The following is a 20,664-nucleotide window of genomic DNA, read 5'->3' on the forward strand; positions in this document are numbered from 1 at the left end:
ACCCACTCCTTGCGCTTCGGTTCTCGAAGCATCATAGTGATTCGAAAATCGAAGCAGGAGGTGCCGAGATGCCACGCGCCGAACCGCTCACCCCGCCCCACTCCGCCGACGTCGACCGGGCGCTCCGCCGATGGATGCCGCCGGGTGTGCCGCACGAGCCACTCGCACCGTTCCGCGTACCGCACCGCGATCCGGAGCCGGCCTGATCCTCGCCGCGGGCACGGCCCCGGCCACCTCTCCCCCGACGACAGCGCCTGCACCACCGCGGCGCCCGCCGACGCCCGTCCGAGACCAACCCCTACGTCAGATGCACTCATCCCCACACTGGAGGTTCCATGCCCAAGGGCTACTGGGTCAGCGTCTACCGCACCATTTTCGACCCCGAGAAGCTGGCTGCCTACGACAAGCTGGCCGGTCCGGCCGTCAAGGCCGGGGGCGGTCGGGTCCTCGCCCGTGACGGTCGGGTCGTGGCGCATGACGCCGGCATCGCCGGGCGCACCATCCTGATCGAGTTCGACAGCTTCGAACAGGCCGTCGCGGCGCGCGAGAGTGCGGCCTACCAGGAGGCGCTGGTCGCCCTCTCCGACGCTGTCGAGCGCGACTTTCGCATCGTCGAAGGCATCGACTGACCGAGGTCCAGTCGGATCGTCACTGAAGATCCACCATCGTGGAGAACCAGACGCTGGAGGCGATCTACACCCGTGCCGGTTCGATCACCCGGTTCCGGATGGCTCTCCGCTCCGGACGCCCCGAAGGCATCAGATGGTTCCGGGCAGGTCGTACCGGACACCTTGCCCTTCGTGTTCGGGAGCTTCGGGCAGGGGTCCTTGGGGGGCCTCCGTCGGATCGGAGGCAGAGGGCCGGGGGAACAGGAAGTTCTCGAAGGCGTCCAGTCCGAACGGCATCAGCAGGACCATGAGCGACAGGAGCAGGGCTGTCACGACCATGGCGCCTCCCGGAAGGTCGGTGATCACGGGACACGGCGGTGGAGACCTCAGTGAGGCCAGGCTGATCCGGTCACACCTTCGACGCGAAAGCTTGTACGCCATCCGGGTGAAATGCGGTGAAGTGCAGCCGGCGCTGTTGCGTGGGGTCGACCATGCGGTGACCATGCGCGATGGCCTCGACTCAGGCCGGCGGGTTGCTGTACTCGGCGTAGACCTTGAGGGAGTCCTCGCAGCCCTCCGCGCAGGCGGTGACCGTCCCGCCCAGTTCCTGCACGCGGGCCATGGCGCGGTCGAAGAAGCCTCATGGCCGTCCGGCCCCGGGGCGGCACCCTGAAGAACAGGGGCCGCCCCATCCGCCTCAACGCCCTCGGAGTCCACCCGTGCGCATCCGCCCCACTCCGGCCGTGGTCAGCGGCCCGCCGGCGAGGGGCAAGACCACCCTCGCCCGAGCGCTCGCCCGGCACCCGGGCGAGCCGCGGCCGCCTCCCAGGAACGCCTCCGGCGCCCCGGGCCCGAGCCGCCCACGGAGTTCGCCGACCTACGGAACATCCGGGGCACCACCCCCGCGCCGGCTCCGGAGATCCGTGCCGCGTCCGGATCGCGAAGACGTAGGGTGAAGGTCCCGCCGCCACCGCGGCGGCCGTCCCGTACTCTCACCGCGTCTCGCCCGGCGGCCGAACAGCCGACCGGCACCCCGTGCCCACCCCGACCTCACGAACGCCCGGGCCCGGCCGAAACCGGCCGCGCGCACGGGTACCGCTCCCGAGAAGGACACCGTGCCCCTGCCCTGCGTCGATGTCGTCCTGCTGACCTTGAACGACCGCCCGGCGGAGGAGGCCGCGGCACAGGCCACTCTCCTCGCGCAAACAGGCGTCGACCTGCGGATCTGTGTCGTCGGCAACGGCTGCACCCCGGCCATCGTGCCCACCGCGGCCAGGGCCCTCACCCTCCCGGAGAACCTCGGCATCCCCGCCGGCCGCAACGTCGGCGCGCATGCCCTCGCCCAGGACGGGCGACCGGCGGAGTACCTCTTCTTCCTCGACAACGACGCCACCTTCCCCCGACCGGACATCCTCGCCCGCCTGGTCGCCGAGGCCGAGCAACACCCACGGGCCGCCTACGTCCAGCCCCGCCTGACCGGGCCCGACGACACCACCACCCCACGCCGCTGGATCCCACGACTGCGCTCCGGCCACCCGGAGCGGCCCGGAACCATCACCACCATGACCGAGGGCGTCGTCCTCATCCGCCGCACCGCCTTCGACGCAGCCGGGGGCTGGGCGGACGCCTTCTTCCTCTACCACGAGGGCCTCGACCTCGCCCAACGCCTTTGGGACCAGGGGCACACGGGCTGGTACGCCGCCGGGATCCGCATGCACCACCCCCTCACCCAGCCCACCCGGCACGCCCTCTTCCGCCGGCTCGCCGCCCGCAACCGCGTCTGGGTCGCCTACCGGAATCTTCCGGCCCCGCTCATCCCCGCGTACCTGTTCGTCTGGACCACGGCCACCGCCCTGCGGGCGGTGCGCGGGGGCGGCGCACAGGAGTCCCTGCGCGGCTTCCGCGAAGGGTGGGCGGGTCGCCGTCGGCAGGAGCGCCGGCCGATGAAGTGGCGCACCGTCCTGCGCCTGACCGCCGCCGGACGCCCACCCCTCGTATGACGCCCGCAGGACACATGCCCCGCCGTCCGGCACCCCACCGAAGGAGCGTCTCCATGGGGGGGGAAGTACTCCGATACGTGCTCAGGCCGCGGCTTCGAGAGAGTCCGGGGTTCGGGTGAGGGCTCGGAGCCGGGCGGCGAGGCCGGCGGGGCCGAGGTGGGTCAGGGCCCACAGGGCGGTGACGCGCCGGGCGGAGGCCCAGATCCCGTCGGCCGGGGGCAGGAACGGGGCGACGGTGATGCTGCGGGCGGTGAACGGGTCGGGGTCGAGATACGTCATCCCGCCGGTCCCGCACAGATACGTGTCGGCGCCGGCTGCGGTGGTGAGGTCGGCGAGCCGCTCGGATCGCTCGGGCCGGGCGGGCAGCCCGCTCGCGGTCAGGATGCTTCCGTTCCAGCCGAGAAGGTCCAGCAGGACGCGGGTGGATGTCTCGGCGACGGCGGCGATCCGGCCGGTGTCGAACGCCTCCCAGACAGGTTCCAGCGCCGACTGGAGAGTGGCCCAGTGGGGGCTGGCCCGGTATTCATGGCGGATCATCGCAGCGGTCCGGCGTCGGGCCGAGGTGGGGTCGGCGATCAAAGCGTCCTGGATGAGGGTCTGGCGGCCCTGGGGCAGGTGGGTGGGGATGGACAGCCACCGAACTCGATCAGGGGCGTCCAGGGCCGCGAGGCGGGTGCGGTGCTGGTAGTCGCGGCGGGTGAACTGGACGGCGTCGAGGACGATCCAGGTGTCCGCCGCGAAGAGCTTGGCCAGGGTGGTCAGCCTCGGGAACAGGTTGGGCTGATGCACGGCACACAGCCCGCCCCCCAGTCGGTCAGGAGATGAGGCGGCTGGTGAAGCCGTCATGGATGAGGGACTCGTATGCGGCATGCACGTCCTCCGGGACGTCCTGGGCGATGGCGAAGCCCTGCTTCGGATACTCGATGACCCGCTGGAGGTCGCCGACGAGCATGTCCACCACGAGCTTCTCGTCGCCGATGGACTTGAAGTAGTCGTCCAGTTCGAGCGGTTCCGACGCGCACACGATTTCGACGTCGGGCCACAGCTTGCGGGCGGTGGTGAAGGATCGCCTCTCCATATAGGGCTTGGAGACCAGCATCACCGTCTCCGGGGCGATGCCGGCCGCGGCCAGCAGGTCGCGGGTGAGGGTGATGTTCTGGCCGGTGTTCGCGGCGTTCGGCTCGACGAGGATCGCGGAGTCGGGGACGCCGAGTTCGAGAGCGTGCTCGCGGAAGTGGACGGCCTCGCCGCGGGGGAAGCGGGCCTTCGTGGTGGGGCTGTTGCCGCCGGTGAACACCAGCGTCGGGAACAGGCCGCGGTGATAGAGGTCAGCGGCGGCCGCGGCGACGCCGAGGTCGTGACTGCCCAGGCCGATCGCCACGTCGACGGGCCGGACCTGGTGCTGCATCTGGTGGTAGTCCCAGATCCGCTTGGTCTGGCGCCACTGGCCTTCGGTGATGGTCTGCTGGTTGTCGCCCACGCCTGATCTCTCCCTGGTCACCGGCTGGCGGGGCCGGACGGCCCCGTGCTCATGGCCTTGATGCCCTCGATGCTGGCCAGCTGGTGGGACAGCCCGAAGCGGGCGGCCATGGTCGCGGCCTTGTCGAGGATGTGAAGGCCATCATCGCGGGTCGCGGGGTCGCTCAGCAGGATGTGTCCGTGGGCGGTGTCCAGGCGGACCTTCTGCATGGGGGCGTCGGTGGTGGCGGTGCCGCGGGCGACGGTGATGAAGTGCAGGGCGGAGGAGAGGTCGCCGGAGCCGCGGTGGGCCAGGGCGATTTTCTGGTGGGCCACCGACCAGTCTTCCGGCTCGGCGAGGTCCTCGAAGTCGCGGGTCGCGGCCAGCATCACGCGGGTCGCATAGTCGTGCTGGCCGTCCTTGCTCAGCGCGGTCCCCACCCACAGCCGTGACCGGGCCCGGTCGCGGCGGGAGAGCCGGTCATCGACCGCGAGGTGCTCGTACTGGTGGGCGGCGGTGTCGAGGCGGCCGGACATCTCGGCGACCACTGCGAGGGACAGGTCGAGCTGGGCGATGCGGCGGGGGATGTCGAGCTGGGTGAACAGCGACTTGGCGGTGACATAGGAACGCTGGGCGGACAGCGGTCCGACCACGCTGCCCTGGTCGCGCTGGAGGTCGCCGAGGAGGGCGGTCGAGCGGGCGAACAGATACAGGCCCCGGTCATCGAGCCTGAGCGGGGTGAAGCGGCTGGTCCACCGGCTGATCAGGCTCTCGGCGAAGGTGAAGTCCTGCCGGGACAGGGCGACCACGGCCCGGTCGAGGTCGTCGGTCCACGACTCGTACTCCCAGGTCAGCGGCCCTGCGGGCGTCACCCTTCGGCCTGCGGTCTCGGTCCCGGGCCGGCCGGTCTCGGACAGGAACGTCTCGAACCGCAGATGGGCGGCGGCGTCCGCGCGGGCCAGGGCCGTGTCGAGGATCGCCTGGGTGTCCGGGCGGGGCTCGGTTAACACCTGGAGCTTCTCCCACTTGGAGACGGTCCGCACGCCGACACCGAGGTGTTCGGCGAAAGCTCGGACGCTCAGCCGCAGCGCGAGCCGGAGGGCCTTGGCCTCCAGGCCGGTCCAGTGGTGCACGGTCGCCACACGTCGCTCCCTTCCCGTCGTCATCGAAGCACGTCGAGCCGGGGCGGGGGGACGCAAGTGCCACGGAAGTGCAACAGGCGGTCATTCCCGGGTGGTTGGGGCCGGGGCCAGGCTGACCAGTGACACCAGTTACCGGACTTCTTGGATGGTTGCGAACGATGGAGCCCCTCACCGAGCATCGCGGCGTCAGCGGCCCGGTCGTCTATGGCTTCCTGAGGCTGGTGCGGGTCTCCCGGGCCCGTCAGGACGCTCTGCACGGCGCTCTGGCCGAGTACTGCCGCCGACACGAGCTCACCCTGCACGGGGTCTTCACCGAACGGACGGCGGGCACCGAGCGGTCGGCCACGTTCACCGGCCTGCTGGACGTCCTGGAACTGCACGGCACCCACGGCGTCGTCCTGCCCGCCCTCTCGCACCTCGGGCCGAAGGCGATAGCCGCCCCCCGCCAAGCCCGGATCACCACCTCCGGCGCCCGGCTGCTGCTGGTCCGCGGCCCCCGCTCGGACACCTCCGGCCCCGTCGGGGCCAGGCCCGAACGAGCCCGCCGCCGCAGTCCCGCCCCCGCCTTGGACCACGACACGTGAGGCCCCCATGCCTGAAGCGACGCAGAGGTTCTTCGACCACCGGCCCGAGTCGGTCAAAGCGGCACGTGACTTCACCACCCGGACTCTGAGGGCCTGGGGCCTGGACGAAACCGGCGACATCCGCCTGGTCGTCTCGGAACTCGCCACCAACGCGCTCGCCCACGGCAGCGACGCCGAGCACGGCTTCCTCGTCCGCCTGGAGCCCGACGACGGCGGGATCCGCCTGGAAGTCCACGACAGCCGCGACTTGCACCAGCCCCTGACCGGGCCCGCCTTCCCGGACCCGGCGGCGGACGAGACCGGCCGGGGCCTGGTGATCGTCACCGCCCTCGCCGCCCGCTGGGGGATCGATCCCCGCCGGCCGTTCGGGAAGATCGTCTGGTCTCACTTCCCCACCGCCCCGTCGGCCACGACCGCCCGAGCCGTTCAGGGAGCCCGGACGTGCTGACCCGCACCGCCCCCGCGACCGGCCCGGACACCGGGCTGCTGGCCTCGCTGGGCGCCTGGACCTGGCCCGGCATCGCCGCCGACGGACAGCAGGTCGCCCACCTCCTGCTGGCCCACCGCCTCGGCCGCACCAGCCACGACACCCCCGCCGCAGTCGAGGCCCGCATGCGGCACCTCGCCGAGACCCTGGGCGGTCTCGCCTGGGCCGAGGACCCAGCCCCCGAGACCCTCGGAACCCTGGCGACCGTCGGCTCACACGTCCTGCTGAGGTTCCCCGGCGCCCGCTGGGGCCTGAAACTGCCCGCCCACCCGCAGTGGACCCGACTCGTCCACGACAACGGCAGGGCCGCCCTGGTCCTCGGGCTCGACCCGCTCGCCCAGTGGGCCGACGCACCCCGCGTCGACGCCTACCTCGACGCCGCCCTCGCCCGCGGCCGGCTGCTGTTCGGCTTCGCCTGCCGCACCTCCCGCACTGCCTGAGCTTGTTCTTTATCTATCAGCCCGCCCAGGCACATGAGAAGCGCCCCTTAACCCGCACCTCTCAGCCTGGGGCTGGCCTCGGGTGAGATGCTTCGGCTCATGATCGAGCCGCCTCTTATCGGCATCACGCCGGTGATTCCGCCCGTTGCCACATCCTGGCAGCGCATCGACACATGGTTGGCCCGGCATGCGCCCGCTCGACTCGCAGAGCTTGCTCCTCCGGCGTCGCCACATGCCATCGCCCAGCTCGAAGTCGCTTTGGGCGTAGGTCTTCCAACCGACCTGCGCGCATCACTGCTATGCCACGACGGGGATTCGTCCTATCTCGGCATCCTGCCGTGCGGCCCGCTGTACTCCACGGATGCAATCGCCGACGTGAGACAGCGGCGCATGCAGATCTGGGAGGGCGAGGACGACCCAGACGAGCAGGAGACTCCGTGGTGGGGAACGCAGTGGATCCCCTTCGCCGGCGGCCATGGCGATGAGCACTTCATCGACGCGGGCCCGGGCTTGTGGCTTGACCATCTCGGTCGCGCCCCGCACGCCGACCACGCCTACTTCCTGGGGTGGCCGAGCCTTGGAACCTGGCTCCACGAGGTGGCCGAGGCCATGGAACACCACGATCGGACCGGCCGGCTCGACTCCGTCGCCCATCCCTCCGTAGACGAGGACGGAGAGATCGATTGGTGAGCAGAGGGACGCGCTGTTGAGTCCGGTCGGTCGTACTCGCTTCGGCATGTCTGGGTCGATGTGACATCCGGTCTCGAACGACGTCTCGAACTGGGTCGCTCACCTGGGGATTCGCCGGACGTGGGGGTGGCCTTCGTCTGATCATGTGCTCCGACCAAGGTGCATGTGACCAAGACGAAGACCGTGAGGGTGAGTCTGCTGCCTGATGCTGTCCGGAGGGAAGCGTTCGCGGAAGCGTCACGCTTCCGGGCTGAGTTCTATGAGTGTCTGACCGCCCGGCGTGACGAGTTGTTCGAGCTGACGGACGCGCTGCTGTGCGTCGATGGGCCGGTGGTCTCGCCGGTGGACCTGACGCTGGTGCCTGAGCACCGTCGTGGGCACGGGGCTTTGTACGGAGCCCTCAACCATGGCCGGATCGACGTCGACAGGTTGCGGGCCTTGCTGGCCGACATGCCCCTGCCGCGTTTCGATGGTGGTCGTCTGGTGCTGGCGGTCGATGTGTCGCCGTGGCTGCGGTCGGACGCGCCGTGCTCGGCGGACCGGCTGTTCTGCCACGTCTACGGGCGGGCGAAGTCCGCGTCACAGTTCATCCCGGGCTGGCCCTACTCCTTCGTCGCCGTCCTGGAGCCCGGAGCCACGTCGTGGACCGGGATCCTGGACGTGGTCCGGCTCGGGCCCGAGGACGATGCGACCGCGGTCACCGCTGCCCAGCTAAGGGCCGTGGCCGAGCGGCTCATCGCGGCCGGCCAGTGGACGCCGGGAGACCCGGACATCACGATCGTCATGGACGCCGGCTACGACGTCACCCGTCTGGCCTGGGTACTGCGGGATCTCCCCGTCGAGCTGGTCGGGCGCATCCGCAGCGACAGGGTGATGCGTTTGCCGAAATCACCGAGAATGCGCGGCGTCAACGGTCGGCCGCCCAAGCATGGGCCGGAGTTCCGTTTCGCCAGGCCCGAGACCTGGCCCGAACCGGCGATCACCACGGCCACTGACACGGTGAACTACGGGAAGGCCGAGGCCCAGGCGTGGGACCAGGTCCATCCGAGGCTGACCCACCGCTCGGCCTGGCTGGAGCACGATGGGGAACTCCCCATCGTCGAAGGCACCCTGGTCCGGTTGAAAGTCGAGCGCCTCTCGAAGGAACGAGAGGCCCCGCCGGTGTGGTTGTGGTCCTCGAAGACCGGCGCCGCCCCGGCGGACGTGGACCTGTGGTGGCAGGTGTTCCTCAGGAGAATCGATCTGGAGCACACGTTCCGTTTCGGGAAGCAGACGCTTGGCTGGACCACCCCGAAAGTCCGTACTCCCGAGGCTGCGGACCGCTGGACCTGGCTCCTGGTCGTCGCCCACACCCAGCTCCGCCTCGCCCGGCCGCTGGCCATCGATCTCCGCCGGCCGTGGGAGAAGCCGGCCAGGCCCGAACGCCTCACCCCGGCCCGGGTCCGCCGGGGGTTCAGGAACATCCGCGCCTACCTGCTCTGCCCGGCCCGTGTTCCTCAACCGACCGGAACCGATCCCGGACGCCCCCTCGGCTCGAAGAACCGGCGGTCCGCCACCCGCTACGACGTCGGCAAAACCGTCAAACGCCCCGAGACCCTCAAGGCCATCGGCAAACCGGGAAGATCTTGGTAGATAAAGAACAAGCTGAGTGCCTGTTTGTAATCCTCAGATGTGCGTTTACCCAGCTCAGGATTCGAACGGGGGCCGGTTTGGCCATCCTCGTCGGCGGCTTGACGGTTCCGCTGGCGGTGATGCGAGGATTGGGCCCGAGGCAAAATCTAACGGGCTCTTGGTGGCGGTGGTGACCGTGACCGCCGTCATGACTCCCGGGCCGCTGCCGCAGAAAGCGGCCCGCCTTCCTGCAGGGACGCCCAGGATGGCAGGCTCCTGTCTCTGAGTTCGCCGTGGCGTGGAGACCGACCGCCTGGCGCGGCTACCGTCCGCTACGCCACCGGAATGACATGGTGGGTTTCCCCCGTAAATTCTGCCGCACGACCCCTTAGCTTGGGACCCGGCCGAGCTTATGGAGGACCGATGCGGCTGCCAGTCAAGCGAAAGCTGTGTGCAGTGCTTTTCGCAGTAGCTGTCATGGGGGCGGCGGGCAGTCCGCTTGCCCACGCCGATGACAGAGGCGACCGAAAGCATCACAAGCACGGCAAACACACAGTGGTCACGAATATCAACAACGGGAATTCGTACAATTTCCAGGGCGTCGGAAATATCACCGCCAGCGGGCCGAAACCTCCCCCGCCCGAGCCGTGCAGCACCGGCTCCCAGGACGCCAGCATCGTCTACACCGCAATGCCGGTGGACATCCTGAAGTGCTCCCAGGTGCCCAGCCTCGGGTACGAAGCGACGGGCACGAGAGAGTTCGGGGACGAAGTGGGGCCTCTTCCTGTGGGCCGCACTCTCACCCAGCTGCGGGTGCTGTTCCAAAGCTACGGCTGCAGCGTCAGCGGGCACTGGAACACCGGTGACTGCGTCACCAACCCCGGTGCGACGTTCACCCACCCGATCACGGCGAACATCTACGCGGTGAACACCTCCTCGGGCACCCCCGCGCCGGGCGCTCTCCTGGCGACGGTAACGCAGACGCAGACGATCGCCTACCGGCCCTCGGCGGATCCGGCCAACTGCACGGGTACCGACGCGGGCAAGTTCCTGAACACCAACACCGGGCTGTGCGCCAACTCCATCGGGCAGCTGCTGACCTTCAGCTTCCCGGTGGGGACCACACTGCCGTCACAGGTCATCTGGACGGTGGCGTTCAACACCACGCACTACGGCAACCCGCCGATCGGCGAAAACACCGCCTGCTTCGCCTCCAACCCCGGCTGCGGATACGACTCCCTCAACGTCGGCGCCTTCAGCTTCCCCGGAGCGCCGTACCAGGGAACGGACATCGACCCCAGCGGGGCCTTCCTCGACTCGGTCGTCCCCTCCAGCTACTGCGACGGCGGCAGCGGCGGCACCGGCGTCCTGCGCCTGGACACGCCCTGCTGGGCCGGCTACCGGCCGCTCGGCGAGATCAGAGCCGCCTGACTGCGGCTTCCCCCGGATGGCGCTCCGCCCCGCACTGTGGGTACCACCCGGCCACCGTGATCAGCGCATACGGCAGTGAGACCCACGGTGGCCGACGGCACAATGAAATTCGCATAGATCATCGCGGTCCGTGCGACAGTTCATCTAATCTCAATTCGATTCACCCCTGGAGGCGAGTACATGAGGAATCCAGCGAGGCTATCGCTTCGTGCGCTGATCGTAGGCGGTGCCATCATCACCACGATGAGTGCACCCATCGCCTATGCCGACAGCCGCGGCGATGAGGGCGGGTACACCAGCATCAGCAATATCAACAACCACAACACGTACAACTACCAGGGCGTCGGCACCATCACCCTAGACAACATCCTGGGAACCGGGACACAGTCCCTGCTTCTCACACCGGTCCGTTCCCTGGCCAACCGTCTGACTTTCTGACTACTCGCCGTCCGTAACGGTCCGCCGGTCCTTCCGGCGGACCGTTACGGCTGTTCGGAATCATGCAGCGTACCCAGAACGTGTGGACAACTTGCGGGTGATGCGCCAGGCCATCAGCGTGATCGCGGCGACCTGACGGCGCCACAGGATTGAAGTAGCGGAGGATACTCTCCGGCTTCTTGTGTCTCGATTCGGCAATCGGCATCAGCAGTGAGCCATTTCGCTCGCCAAGGTGGGTGAGGCTGGAATGACGATACTCGTACAGCCTGCAGCGCCGGTTTTCCCCGGACTGATCAGTCCCGTTGGGCTTCGCGGGAGGCTGGCTGTCCGCTTCTGCGGGAGCTTCGGCGGGTGATGCGCCTGGTCATGAGGGTGATCGCGGCCCACGTGATCAGCGATTCGGAATGCTGGATCAGACGTTCGTAGTCGCGGGCATGCCGACGGGCGTGCATGACCCAGGCGATGGACCTCTCGACCACCCAGCGCCGGGGCAGCAGGACGAATCCCTTGGCGTCCTTGGGCCGGCTGACGGTCTTGAGGGTGAGGTTCAGGTACTTCTTCGCCCAGGTCACGAGCTGTCCGGCATAGCCGGAGTCGGCCCAGACGATGGTGATCTCGGGGTGCATGAGGCGGAGCCGGAACAGGACTTCCTTGGCGGCGTCCCGGTCGGTCATGTCGGCCGGGGTGACCATCACGAACAGGGGCAGGCCCTTGGTGTCCACGACCATGTGGCGCTTGCGTCCGTTGATCTTTTTCGCGCCGTCATAGCCGCGTGAGCATCGCTCGCCTGAACGCCACCCCAGGACGGGCTCGGCTCGGCCGTCAACCTCAGCAGCGCAGTTCCGCTGGGTCCGCGCCCTCCGCTGACTCAGCCGGAACCGGAATCTCATACACGTACTCGCGGAGAACCCCCTTGGCGCGGTGGTCATCCCTGATCGTGCAGTCGAGCCCCCGTGTGACGCCCCGGCTGCCACTGGTCCTGCTCCGCCCGCGACCGGGCCTCGACATGCCCGAGGTTGCGTTCCGGCAGGGCGATGCCTTCGGCAAGGGCGGCCGGGAACGCTGCGCGCTCACGCCACACACCCGGCGGGACTCCGGGCACCGTCCGGGTGACGGCGCCGGCCCGAGAGTCCCCCTGGCCTCCCGGGCGGCCCGGGCCTACCGGGACGTGGCCTTCTTCCTCCCCTTCCCGGACGGCAACGCCCGCCTTGCCATGCTCGCCGTCGGGTCTGTCCGGCCGCCCCCAGCCCCGCTACGGCAGATGGCGGGCGAAGAAGGCCCCCACCCGGCGCCGCACCCCGGCGAGTGTCACCGCCGGGTCGCCGGTGCCGACGAGGGCGGCCCGGGCCGTCGCCGTCACGAGGCCGGTCGCCTGGAGCTGCGGGACGAGCGGGCCGTAGTCGGTGAACGCCCAGTGGTTCGCGTCGGTGAGCAGCGCGCGGCGGCCGGGCAGGCCTGCCCAGGAGGACTCGATACGGGCGGCGCCCTCGAATCCGTCGGTGCGCAGCAGGAGCAGCGGTCGGTCGAAGCCGGCGGGCATCGGGTACAGGTCGAGATAGCCCTCCAGGTTCGCCACCGCTCCGACCCGGCGGTTGCCGCGGGCCGCGTACACCGCTGCCGTGCCGCCCGCGGAGTGCCCGTACAGCCCGATCCGGTCCGGGTCCATGACCGGGGCGAGCGAGAGGCCGCCGAGCCGGTCCAGGACGCATCGGAGGTCCGCGATCCGGGTGTCCGTCATCGTGCGGAAGGTCGCCGGGTCCGGCGGCCCGATCAGCACGGTCCTCCGCATCCCGGTCGGCAGCTCCACCTGAGAGGCGTCACCGGGATGGTCGACGAGGACGACCACCCGGCCGTGGCTCGCCAGGTCCTCGGCGAGGCTCGTGCCGAGCGTGCGGGAGTCGCCGCCGCCCGGTGAGTACACCAGCACCGGCCACCGCCCGGGCAACGGCGGCGCGCCCGCGTACCCGTGGGTGAGGACCGCGCCCCAGTCCACCGCTCCCCGCTCCGGCAGCCCCTGGTGGACGTGCGGCGCGTACTCGGCGAACGCCCCGGCCTCGGCCGGGGTGAGCTGCGGGGCCCGGGAGAAGCCGCGGACCGTTCGGGCCGGGTACAGGACGGTCAGCATCAGCTCCCGTGCGCCGCCCACCCACGGGTCGGTACGAGCCGGGTCCGTCAGGTGGACCGTCCGCAGGCCTACGGGGTACGGGCCGGCGGGTGCGGGCAGCCGGAGGACCGGGCCACGGCCGGAGGCGGATGCGGCCGTGGGCAGCAGGGCGGCGGCGCTCCCGAACAGGGTGCCCTTCAGAAGAGTGCGTCGAGACGTCATACGGGCATCCTGGGGGCGGGGATCGTCGTGGTGCGAAGGTTCAGGCCCTGACCGAAAGGCCGGCCCAGGACGGGGAGTTGTGAGCTGTGAGAGTGCTGCGAATCCATTTCACCGCGGAGGACTTCGCCCGGATCCGGTTCGCACCCCGCCCGGCTCCGCTCCAGGAGCTGCACTCCGCTCTGACGACGGCCGTGGCACCGCGGACCGGGCCCCTGTTCGCACCGTGGCGCAGCCGTGTCCTGCGGTCCCTTCCGGCTGCCACCGGCCCCCTGGCCGATCTGGTTCCGGGTGGCTGCCCGCCGTCCTTCCTCGACGTTCTCGGCGACACCCTGGCCGACGGGTTCGGTCTGATCCGCGCCGCCGGCCCCGGCCTCGTCCGCTCCGAGCTCGAACGGGTCTACGGGGCGGCGCCCGCGCCCGGCTGGATACGCGGCCTGCACGCGGGCGACGAGACGGCCTGGCGCACCCTGCGCCGCGCCCAGCAGGCCGCGTACGAGACGGTCCTCGCCCCGGTCTGGTCCGTCGTACAGGATCTGCACCGCGAGGAGTTCACCCGCTACGCCCTGGCCGTCGCCGAGCACGGCGTCGCCGCCACGCTGACCGGCCTGGCCCCGGGCAGCCGGCTCCACGAGGGCGTGTGGGAATGGCCCGGCGCGGCGCCGGCCCGAGACGTCCGCCTCGACGGGCGAGGCCTGGTTCTGCTCCCGACCTTCCACCACCCGTCGGGCCCGCTGCTCCAGGACGCCCCGGGCCGCCCCGCAGTCCTGACCTACCCGGCCGGCCCCGGGCTCCCCCCGGCCGCGGACGGCGCGGCCGTTGCCTCCGAGGCCCTGGCCGGCGTCCTGGGCCGCACCCGGCTCGAAGCCCTGCGCATCCTCGCCGAACCCCACACCACGACGTCCCTGGCCCGCGCCCTCCGCGTCAGCAACGCGACCGCCTCGTCCCATGCGGCGGTGCTCAGATCGGCGGGCATGGCGACGACGACCCGCACAGGCCGCTCGGTCACCCACGAGCGCACGGCCCTCGGCACCCTGCTGGCGGGTGGGTTGCCAAGGTAGACCGAACGCGGGCTTCTTCGGCCGCCCCGCGTCCCCACCGGGTCGTGCCCGGAGAGGCCGAGTCCGGCGTCAGCCGCCGAGGAGCCGTTCCCACAGCAGCCCGTCGCGCCAGCGCCCGTCGAGAAGGATCGAGGAGTGCGCGACGCCGTACGGGCTGAACCCGTTGCGCCGCAGCACCTGCTGCGAGGGCAGGTTCTCCAGGCGGGTGGACGCCTCGGCACGGTGCAACCCGAGTTCGTCGGCCATGACGTGCAGTACGAGACCGACGGCGCGTCCGGCGTGGCCCTGGTTCTGGGCGACACTGGCGATCCAGTATCCGACGGAGCCGCGGCGCAGGTGCGGCTGCGACAGGACGCCTCCGACGGTGACCTGCCCGATCACCCGGCCGTCGGCAAGCACCACGCCCGGCCAGACCGTGCCGGCCCGGTATCCGGCCAGCAGCCGTTCGATCCGTTCGGCCTGGCCCTCCGGGGTGAAGAAGTCGTCCGGCTGGGCCGGTTCCCAGGGCCGAAAGGCCTCGACGTCACGCGCCCGATGCGCTGCTATGGGGACGGCGTCCTGTGGCTCGATCAGGCGGATCCTGGTGCTGCTGCGCATGGGATGACCTCGTCACGGTGCGTCGGATGAGACGGCCAGCCTATGCAACGGTCCGCGTACGGCGGCTTCTTGCGGCCGCCGACCGCGACCGCTCCAGCTCGGCCGCCCTCACTGCCCCGCCCAGGCCCTGACCCGCGTCGTGCGGTCCGGGGTGATCTGCACGGGCCCGGCGGTGCAGCGCGCGGGCGGGCCTCCTTCCCTCCACCCCGTCGGGACGGCCACTGGCGCACCACACTGCCGCCGATGCAGCGGGTCCGAACGGGTGGCGGCGAGGGACTCGCGGGGGCGCGCGGCCAGGAGGATCGATTCTGCGTCGCCCGCCCCTCCTAGGGTCGGGCCCGCACCCTCCTTGATCATCTCCAGAAGGGATCCCCATGAAGCCGCGCACCACCCTGGGCGCCTGCCTCGGCGCCCTCACCCTGGTCCTGTCGCTGGCCGGCTCGGCCCAGGCGGCCGAGGGCGACTTCCACTACAAGTACGTCGACGGCTACGGCCAGGAACGCGTCGTCACCCTGCACAACCCGCACAGCGGTCGCTGCATCAACCTCCACGCCGTCGGCGACGACGACGAGCTGCCGGGCTACGGCCCGCACAACGAGACCGACACCCCTGTGACCGTCTACCTCGGCGCGGGCTGCAAGGGCGCCACCTGGCGGCTGAAGGCCCACGGCAATCCCACCAAGGACACCCTCGAGGTCCGCTCCGTACGCTTCGACGACCCGGCCAAGTAGTCCGCGCAACGTCGCCCGCCGGGACACACCGGCCGCCCGCCTGCCGCCCCGGGCAGGGCCCTTCGCGCGGCCCGGCCGGGTGGGACACATGGGTCCGCACCCGGTTCGTCCGGTCGGCCCCGGACCTCGAAAGGACCGGTGGGGACCCGCGAGGGCCTGCTCGGCGGACGGGCCGGAACGACGGCCCCCGGCTTCGGCAGTGGGCGCGTGTCACGACGGGCTCGGGGCGGCGGTGTCAGTCTCCGTCGTGGAGCGCTTCCAGCAGGCCCAGCGCGTACACGCGATCCGCCTCGCCCGCCGCCACGCGCGCGCGGACCTCGGCCGCGCTGGCCGGGTCGGCGGCGACGCCGGGCTCGACGACCGCCCAGCCCGGCCGACCGCCCGCAGTGGGAACGGCGATGACCTCCAAGTCGCAGCGGCCGGTCATCAGGACGGCGAGGAGGGCCAGGTACTCACGCTGCAGCGCGGGACCGAAGGCTTCGCCGTCCGGGCCGGCCAGCACCGCCGGATGGCCCTCGGCGAGCATGGCGCAGGTGTCACGGGCCGCGGCGACGACCGCTTCGAAACCCGTCCGCCCGCACCGGGCCGCCAGCGCCTCCAGGTAGACGCCGAGAACATCGCCCTGCCCGTCAGGCCCCGGCGGGCCCTGCGAGGAGGCCGGTAATGGTCCGCTCACCAGCTCGGCACCCCCGCTCGATTCGGCTGAAAGTTCAACTGCTCGTCAACCCTACCGCCATTGCCCGCTCTTGAGCGGCAGGTTCGGGCCAGACCACCGTCCGGGCACCGGCAGAAGACGCAGCTGCGGATGCGGCTCGCAGACGGCACGCGGGGTGGGTGTTCACCATGGGGTGATCCCGCGTCGGGCTGGGCACCGCCGCGATCCGCCTCGCGGCAGACGATCGATGCCGTTCTCCGGCTTTCGCCCTCGCCCCCGGACAGGCCGGGGACGCGCCCTGCGTCCGTCCTTCTTCGGTCTGCCAGGCCCACGGCTCAGGAGCAGGAGCGGACCGCGTCGTCCCAGACACCGGGACTGCGGTAGTGGTTCTTGTGCCCCGCGGCGAGTACGTGGCGCAGTTCGGCAAGGTGCCGGGTGGTCGCCGGCAGATCCAACCGGTCGACCCCGTTCGCGAACCGGATCTCACACGTGACCCAGTACTCGTCCAGGAGGTCCAGCAGCCCGAAGGCCAACCGGAGCTGGTCGGCCGCTCAGGCGGTACTCGGACCAGGTTGCTGCCGTAGAGCACGAGGTGCCTGACCGCCGTCAGTGTGGCGATGCTCGGCGGCAGAGTGACGACCTGCCGGCGCTCCTCGGCACTGAGGTCGACCAGAGGCCGGAACTCCTCCCGCCCGTCTGCCGCCGCCTCGTCGATCAACTCCAGCAGACGGTGCCACCCGGCAGTCGAGGTGTCCTGGCATTCGGCATGGAAACCGACACGGGCTCGTGGATGCGGCTTGGCCTGGTCGAAGCACACGCACTCCTCCCGGGAGGGCGCGCGTCCTCCTGCCGGGGCTGATGTGTCGCCCCACCGGTTCACGAAGAGTCTCGGCTCGCCCTCATCCACCATATGGCCACGATACGGATCTTCATCTGGCCGGCCCAGTGCTCAAGGGCCAGGGGAACCGCTCCCCGAGCCGCCTTCAGCGATGGGCCATGCTGCCGGGGACGCCGTCCCGGAGTTCCGATGCCGCACAGGAGCGGTCGCCTCGCTCAGCGCGCGGCGAGATCAAGACGAGTGATCCGGTCGGCCCGGAGCCCGTTGGCCTCCAAGGCCTCGGCCTCCTGTGCATTGAGCGCGAAGACCTGGTGGTAGGTCAGCTGAGGTGCGAGAGGGAGCAGCGCGGGGCACGGCCGCACGATCCCGTACAGGCGATTGGAGGTGTGCACCGGGACTCCGTAGGCGAAGCCCGCCGCGGCGCCACCACCCGGAGGTATGCGCACCCGGACCCCTTCGCGCCTCCACGCCGCGTCGAAGACGGTCCTGAACACTTCCTTCGCCTCTTCGCGGGACAGCAGAGCCCACCAGGCCTCGCCCATGGCAGGGGCCCGCCGATCCAACTCCCTTCGGAACAGCTGCTGCCGGACCTCACGTTCCTGCTCCGCCGCGAGCTTCCGGGCTCGACGCTCCTGGGCTTCCGCCCGGCGCCGAGCCCGCTCGTCCGCCTCCCGGGCCTGGAGCCGGCGCGCGGCGGCCCTTTGCTCGACCACCTGGGCGTCCTTCAGTCTCCGGAGCTCCAGCTGCCTCTGTCGGGCCTTGCGGCCCTCCGGTGTCGCCAGCCACTGCTCGCGACGCGCCCGGGCCTCGGCTTCCCGCTTCTTCCGCTGGGCTTCGCGCCCCCGAGCCGCCTCGGCGCGTTGACGCGCGGCTTCCTCACGACGGAGCCGCTCCTGCTCGTGGGCGTCCTGTGCCTCGGCGGATTGGCGGGAGGTCCACCACAGGCTGCGCCGGAACCAGTGGTGTTCCCCGTCGACGATCCGCATGACCTCGCGTCGCGCCGACCGGCTCTGGCAGGGGCTCAGCAGGCCGTGCAGAACCCACCGCACGAACTGGCAGAGCTCCGCTTCCTGGAAGGACCACGTGCCGGAGGAGAAGCCACCGAGGCCGTCATCCACGACCCAAGGGGCTTGGGCCTGTTCGGGTACTCGGACACGGATGGAGGGAACGGCTCCGAGCCATACCGGCGGCCGCTTGTGGGGGGAGACCCAGCACACGGCGACGTCTTCGGCCGCGTACCGGTCGGTGCGGGCCTGGATGTCCTCCACCGTGATCGGGGAGAGCTGTGCCTCCCAGGCGATGCGCCGGGTTCCGTCGGGTGAGGTCGCCATCACGTCGGCCCGCCAGGAGCCGTCGGCGGCCGCGACCTCGAGTTCGGCGAACCATCCGGCCGCGCGGACGGCACCCGCCATCTCCAGTTTGAGCATGTGGTGCTCCCATGACTCGTTCGCCAGCGAGCATTCCGGCGGCCGGCCCGCGTCATGGCAGAAGAACCGCACGCGGTTCGGTGAGTGCTTGGCGTGCACGCCCCAGGCGCATTCGGGGCACGTGAGGGCAACACGGGGAGAGACCTTGTGGACCTGGGACCACGCCAGGCCGGCTCCCAGGTCGGGCTGGGTGGAGTCGATGCGGCCCAGCTCGGGGTGAAGCGCGGTGAACGGCATGAAAATCGCATCTCCTGTGTGATCCGGTACCTACGGCGGCCACATCCGACAGGCACGGAGATAGCAGGCAGCACTGACATCAACGGCCCTGCACGATGTCCGGCAGAGAGAAGACCGCGAGGGGGACGCCCGGAACTGGCGGCGGTCACCGACTGGCGAAGGCCACCACCTCTGTCGCACCCGGGAGTTGGGTCAGCGGATCAATGCGCGGAGATCGGCACGAGTGTATTCACCCGGTTGGTCGATGGTCTTGTCGCGGCCCCACCCGCGGCGGGGCCGCGCTCGGCTCGGGCCGGCGCAGGGGCGGGGTGGGGTGGATGGCCGGGTGGGCGTGGTGTGGAGCAGCTGCCGGCCATCAGCGATGCCGATGGCCCGGGCATTCCACGGACGTGGACGTGACGTCGGGGTACGGCACATCCACCTCCGGCTCCCCGAGTGCTGGAGCCGACCGACCAGTGACGTCTCGGCCTCGGCATCGGGTCGCTGATGGCGGCTTACAGCCGGTACCAGTCGTCTCCGCCGGTACGAAGCGAACGGCCGAGGTAGTCCCGCAGGTTGTTGGCCACCCATCGGCGGCTGTCGCTCTCGTGTTCCCAGACGAATACGTCCGGACGCTCGGGCTTCTGCACGAAGGCGAACTGATCACCGCCTCCGTTGTCCCCGAAGAACAGGAGGGCGTCGAAGGACATGTACAGCTGGGCGAAGGACTCGTCGGACCAGAAGAGAAGGTTCTGCTGGACGATCTGGTCGACGGTCCAGACGGTCTCCACATGGCTACGACCGATCACCCCGTCGCTTTCGAGAAGCAACTGCCTGAGCTCCGCAGGCAGCGTTCGCCCCAGCCGCTTCTCGGCGTCGACGATCTCGGACAGCTGAGCCGGCTCCCGGAAGCCGGCCTCAGGAAAGACCTGCTGGACCACTTGTCTCCACATGATCGAGAGCTTAGCCAGGTCTCACAACCCAGTCGTGGGCGGTGATCGAGCCGCTCCTGCCGAGGGTGGAGCGGGGGTTCGTCCTGCCGGACCGAATCCGGTGTCCGGCCTCGCCTGCACGGAACGCTCCTGGCCCGGCTCCGTGGAGCGGACACACCCAGGTTCGTGACGAAGCCGGTCCGGCGCGACGGGTGCCGCCATCGGATGCGTGCCCGGGTGCGAGGGGCCAGGGTCAGCCGGGCTCGTGCCGGGAGGGTGTCGATGATGTGGGGGTGCGGTGGCCCGTACTGGGCTTCGCGGCGGGCTCGGGCGGTCCGGTCGCCTCAGGCATGCGGTGGTTTTCGGCTCGCCTATAGCCTGTACCACCATGATGCGCGCCTGGATCCTGCCGATGTTGTTCGTGCTCTGCGGCTCACTCGTCGCCGCTGGGCAGTTCTCCACGGGAAGCCCCGGCGCAGCCGCCGTCCTCTTGGCGGGGTTCTTGGCGCTCGCCGGTGTCAACTCGCCCCTGATCTTCCCGAGGTCGATCCGGGCGGAGGAGGCACAAGGACGCAGCTCGGTCGACGGCAGGCCGGTCGTCTTCTGGCGACCGGGCTGCAAGTACTGCATACGGCTGCGCGTCCGGCTGGGCCGCAGCGCCCGCCGGGTGCACTGGGTCAACATCTGGCGCGACCCGGCTGGAGCGGCAGCGGTGAGGGCGGCCAACGACGGGAACGAAACCGTCCCGACCGTCTTCGTGGCAGGCTGGCCACACACCAACCCCGATCCCGCATGGGTGCGCGAGCAGCTCCCCCCTTCAGCGCTTCGGCAGCCTTGAGGACGTACGCCTGAACCTGGGGCCGGCCCGGGACGGCAAGGACGCCCACACCCACCCGGGGCGACGAGTGGATGCCCGCGGAGGACGCCCCGTCGCCGCCCACCGACCCCACCGCCGACGTCGTCGCGCTGCGGCCGGCGCACACCGGCGCCCTGA

The 20,664-nt window shown here is 70.5% G+C and carries 22 protein-coding genes and 2 pseudogenes; 13 read left to right on the forward strand and 11 right to left on the reverse strand.

Features of this window, described 5'->3' with window-relative positions; all coding sequences use genetic code 11:
- Positions 1–68: 68 nt before the first annotated feature.
- Positions 69–203: pseudogene (locus ACFY15_RS16385) on the forward strand (carboxymuconolactone decarboxylase family protein); the annotation flags it as partial.
- Between the two features lie 132 nt (positions 204–335).
- Positions 336–629, forward strand: coding sequence for a DUF1330 domain-containing protein (locus tag ACFY15_RS16390; RefSeq protein ID WP_390689473.1), 294 nt, complete (start codon positions 336–338; stop codon positions 627–629).
- A gap of 129 nt (positions 630–758) precedes the next feature.
- On the opposite strand, the gene ACFY15_RS16395 is transcribed toward ACFY15_RS16390, so the two are convergent.
- The gene (locus ACFY15_RS16395; protein ID WP_390689474.1) at positions 759–947 is read right to left on the reverse strand and encodes a hypothetical protein; all 189 of its coding nucleotides are present in this window, start codon (positions 945–947) and stop codon (positions 759–761) included.
- Positions 948–1,723: 776 nt separating this feature from the next.
- Between ACFY15_RS16395 and ACFY15_RS16400 the strand changes: the two genes are divergently transcribed.
- Positions 1,724–2,608, forward strand: a complete 885-nt coding sequence (locus ACFY15_RS16400; protein ID WP_390825663.1) for a glycosyltransferase family 2 protein — start codon at positions 1,724–1,726, stop codon at positions 2,606–2,608.
- Positions 2,609–2,689: 81 nt separating this feature from the next.
- Here the strand turns inward: ACFY15_RS16400 and ACFY15_RS16405 are convergent, their stop codons facing one another.
- The 3 genes from ACFY15_RS16405 to ACFY15_RS16415 are packed head-to-tail and all read right to left on the reverse strand — an operon-like array spanning position 2,690 to position 5,209.
- Positions 2,690–3,406, reverse strand: coding sequence for a WbqC family protein (locus tag ACFY15_RS16405; RefSeq protein WP_390825737.1), 717 nt, complete (start codon positions 3,404–3,406; stop codon positions 2,690–2,692).
- Positions 3,407–3,422: 16 nt separating this feature from the next.
- Positions 3,423–4,088: a YdcF family protein gene (locus ACFY15_RS16410; RefSeq protein WP_390825664.1), complete on the reverse strand. Its 666-nt coding sequence runs from the start codon at positions 4,086–4,088 to the stop codon at positions 3,423–3,425.
- A gap of 17 nt (positions 4,089–4,105) precedes the next feature.
- Positions 4,106–5,209, reverse strand: coding sequence for a helix-turn-helix domain-containing protein (locus ACFY15_RS16415; RefSeq protein ID WP_390825665.1), 1,104 nt, complete (start codon positions 5,207–5,209; stop codon positions 4,106–4,108).
- A gap of 158 nt (positions 5,210–5,367) precedes the next feature.
- Here ACFY15_RS16415 and ACFY15_RS16420 point away from each other — a divergent pair, with 158 nt between their 5' ends.
- From ACFY15_RS16420 to ACFY15_RS16450, 7 genes are all read left to right on the forward strand, one after another.
- Positions 5,368–5,793, forward strand: a complete 426-nt coding sequence (locus ACFY15_RS16420) for a hypothetical protein (RefSeq protein WP_390825666.1) — start codon at positions 5,368–5,370, stop codon at positions 5,791–5,793.
- 7 nt (positions 5,794–5,800) lie between these two features.
- The gene (locus ACFY15_RS16425) at positions 5,801–6,241 is read left to right on the forward strand and encodes an ATP-binding protein (RefSeq protein ID WP_390825667.1); all 441 of its coding nucleotides are present in this window, start codon (positions 5,801–5,803) and stop codon (positions 6,239–6,241) included.
- On the forward strand, positions 6,235–6,720 hold the full coding sequence (locus ACFY15_RS16430; RefSeq protein WP_390825668.1) for a hypothetical protein: 486 nt from the start codon (positions 6,235–6,237) through the stop codon (positions 6,718–6,720). Before ACFY15_RS16425 ends, ACFY15_RS16430 begins: the two co-directional genes overlap by 7 nt.
- A gap of 99 nt (positions 6,721–6,819) precedes the next feature.
- A complete protein-coding gene (locus ACFY15_RS16435) occupies positions 6,820–7,410 on the forward strand; it encodes an SMI1/KNR4 family protein (RefSeq protein WP_390825669.1) in 591 nt (196 codons plus the stop codon).
- 189 nt (positions 7,411–7,599) lie between these two features.
- A complete protein-coding gene (locus ACFY15_RS16440; protein WP_390825738.1) occupies positions 7,600–9,042 on the forward strand; it encodes an NF041680 family putative transposase in 1,443 nt (480 codons plus the stop codon).
- A gap of 765 nt (positions 9,043–9,807) precedes the next feature.
- Positions 9,808–10,452, forward strand: coding sequence for a hypothetical protein (locus ACFY15_RS16445; RefSeq protein ID WP_390825670.1), 645 nt, complete (start codon positions 9,808–9,810; stop codon positions 10,450–10,452).
- Positions 10,453–10,695: 243 nt separating this feature from the next.
- Positions 10,696–10,890 carry a hypothetical protein gene (locus ACFY15_RS16450; RefSeq protein ID WP_390825671.1) on the forward strand — a complete coding sequence of 65 codons (195 nt, stop codon included), beginning with the start codon at positions 10,696–10,698 and terminating at the stop codon, positions 10,888–10,890.
- Positions 10,891–11,237: 347 nt separating this feature from the next.
- Here ACFY15_RS16450 and ACFY15_RS16455 read toward each other — a convergent pair.
- A pseudogene (locus ACFY15_RS16455) lies at positions 11,238–11,666 on the reverse strand (transposase); the annotation flags it as partial.
- A gap of 476 nt (positions 11,667–12,142) precedes the next feature.
- Complete coding sequence (locus ACFY15_RS16460; protein ID WP_390825672.1) at positions 12,143–13,216, reverse strand: alpha/beta hydrolase family protein; 1,074 nt, start codon at positions 13,214–13,216, stop codon at positions 12,143–12,145.
- Between the two features lie 92 nt (positions 13,217–13,308).
- On the opposite strand from ACFY15_RS16460, the gene ACFY15_RS16465 reads away from it, so the two are divergent.
- Positions 13,309–14,274: an ArsR/SmtB family transcription factor gene (locus ACFY15_RS16465; protein WP_390689602.1), complete on the forward strand. Its 966-nt coding sequence runs from the start codon at positions 13,309–13,311 to the stop codon at positions 14,272–14,274.
- Between the two features lie 69 nt (positions 14,275–14,343).
- Here the strand turns inward: ACFY15_RS16465 and ACFY15_RS16470 are convergent, their stop codons facing one another.
- Positions 14,344–14,871, reverse strand: a complete 528-nt coding sequence (locus tag ACFY15_RS16470; RefSeq protein WP_390689477.1) for a GNAT family N-acetyltransferase — start codon at positions 14,869–14,871, stop codon at positions 14,344–14,346.
- 374 nt (positions 14,872–15,245) lie between these two features.
- Here ACFY15_RS16470 and ACFY15_RS16475 point away from each other — a divergent pair, with 374 nt between their 5' ends.
- Positions 15,246–15,602: a hypothetical protein gene (locus ACFY15_RS16475; RefSeq protein ID WP_390689478.1), complete on the forward strand. Its 357-nt coding sequence runs from the start codon at positions 15,246–15,248 to the stop codon at positions 15,600–15,602.
- Positions 15,603–15,837: 235 nt separating this feature from the next.
- Here the strand turns inward: ACFY15_RS16475 and ACFY15_RS16480 are convergent, their stop codons facing one another.
- The 4 genes from ACFY15_RS16480 to ACFY15_RS16495 all read right to left on the reverse strand — a co-directional run bounded on the left by ACFY15_RS16480 (position 15,838) and on the right by ACFY15_RS16495 (position 19,691).
- Complete coding sequence (locus tag ACFY15_RS16480; protein WP_390825673.1) at positions 15,838–16,278, reverse strand: hypothetical protein; 441 nt, start codon at positions 16,276–16,278, stop codon at positions 15,838–15,840.
- A gap of 314 nt (positions 16,279–16,592) precedes the next feature.
- Positions 16,593–16,790, reverse strand: coding sequence for a hypothetical protein (locus tag ACFY15_RS16485; protein WP_390689480.1), 198 nt, complete (start codon positions 16,788–16,790; stop codon positions 16,593–16,595).
- 520 nt (positions 16,791–17,310) lie between these two features.
- Positions 17,311–18,759: a competence protein CoiA family protein gene (locus ACFY15_RS16490; protein WP_390825674.1), complete on the reverse strand. Its 1,449-nt coding sequence runs from the start codon at positions 18,757–18,759 to the stop codon at positions 17,311–17,313.
- 494 nt (positions 18,760–19,253) lie between these two features.
- Entirely contained in the window at positions 19,254–19,691 is a 438-nt protein-coding gene (locus ACFY15_RS16495) for an SMI1/KNR4 family protein (RefSeq protein ID WP_390689482.1), read from the reverse strand.
- 367 nt (positions 19,692–20,058) lie between these two features.
- On the opposite strand from ACFY15_RS16495, the gene ACFY15_RS16500 reads away from it, so the two are divergent.
- Entirely contained in the window at positions 20,059–20,508 is a 450-nt protein-coding gene (locus ACFY15_RS16500) for a glutaredoxin domain-containing protein (protein ID WP_390689483.1), read from the forward strand.
- The last annotated feature ends 156 nt before the right edge of the window (positions 20,509–20,664 follow it).

Source organism: Streptomyces sp. NPDC001373 (assembly GCF_042895815.1).
GTDB lineage: Bacteria > Actinomycetota > Actinomycetes > Streptomycetales > Streptomycetaceae > Streptomyces.

Coding starts and splice junctions, on each gene's coding strand:
- ACFY15_RS16390 (WP_390689473.1), top strand. CDS start 336: ATGCCCAAGGGCTACTGGGTCAGCGTCTACCGCACCATTTTCGACCCC.
- ACFY15_RS16395 (WP_390689474.1), bottom strand. CDS start 947: ATGGTCGTGACAGCCCTGCTCCTGTCGCTCATGGTCCTGCTGATGCCG.
- ACFY15_RS16420 (WP_390825666.1), top strand. CDS start 5,368: ATGGAGCCCCTCACCGAGCATCGCGGCGTCAGCGGCCCGGTCGTCTAT.
- ACFY15_RS16425 (WP_390825667.1), top strand. CDS start 5,801: ATGCCTGAAGCGACGCAGAGGTTCTTCGACCACCGGCCCGAGTCGGTC.
- ACFY15_RS16435 (WP_390825669.1), top strand. CDS start 6,820: ATGATCGAGCCGCCTCTTATCGGCATCACGCCGGTGATTCCGCCCGTT.
- ACFY15_RS16450 (WP_390825671.1), top strand. CDS start 10,696: ATGAGTGCACCCATCGCCTATGCCGACAGCCGCGGCGATGAGGGCGGG.
- ACFY15_RS16460 (WP_390825672.1), bottom strand. CDS start 13,216: ATGACGTCTCGACGCACTCTTCTGAAGGGCACCCTGTTCGGGAGCGCC.
- ACFY15_RS16470 (WP_390689477.1), bottom strand. CDS start 14,871: ATGCGCAGCAGCACCAGGATCCGCCTGATCGAGCCACAGGACGCCGTC.
- ACFY15_RS16475 (WP_390689478.1), top strand. CDS start 15,246: ATGAAGCCGCGCACCACCCTGGGCGCCTGCCTCGGCGCCCTCACCCTG.
- ACFY15_RS16490 (WP_390825674.1), bottom strand. CDS start 18,759: ATGCCGTTCACCGCGCTTCACCCCGAGCTGGGCCGCATCGACTCCACC.
- ACFY15_RS16495 (WP_390689482.1), bottom strand. CDS start 19,691: ATGTGGAGACAAGTGGTCCAGCAGGTCTTTCCTGAGGCCGGCTTCCGG.
- ACFY15_RS16500 (WP_390689483.1), top strand. CDS start 20,059: ATGATGCGCGCCTGGATCCTGCCGATGTTGTTCGTGCTCTGCGGCTCA.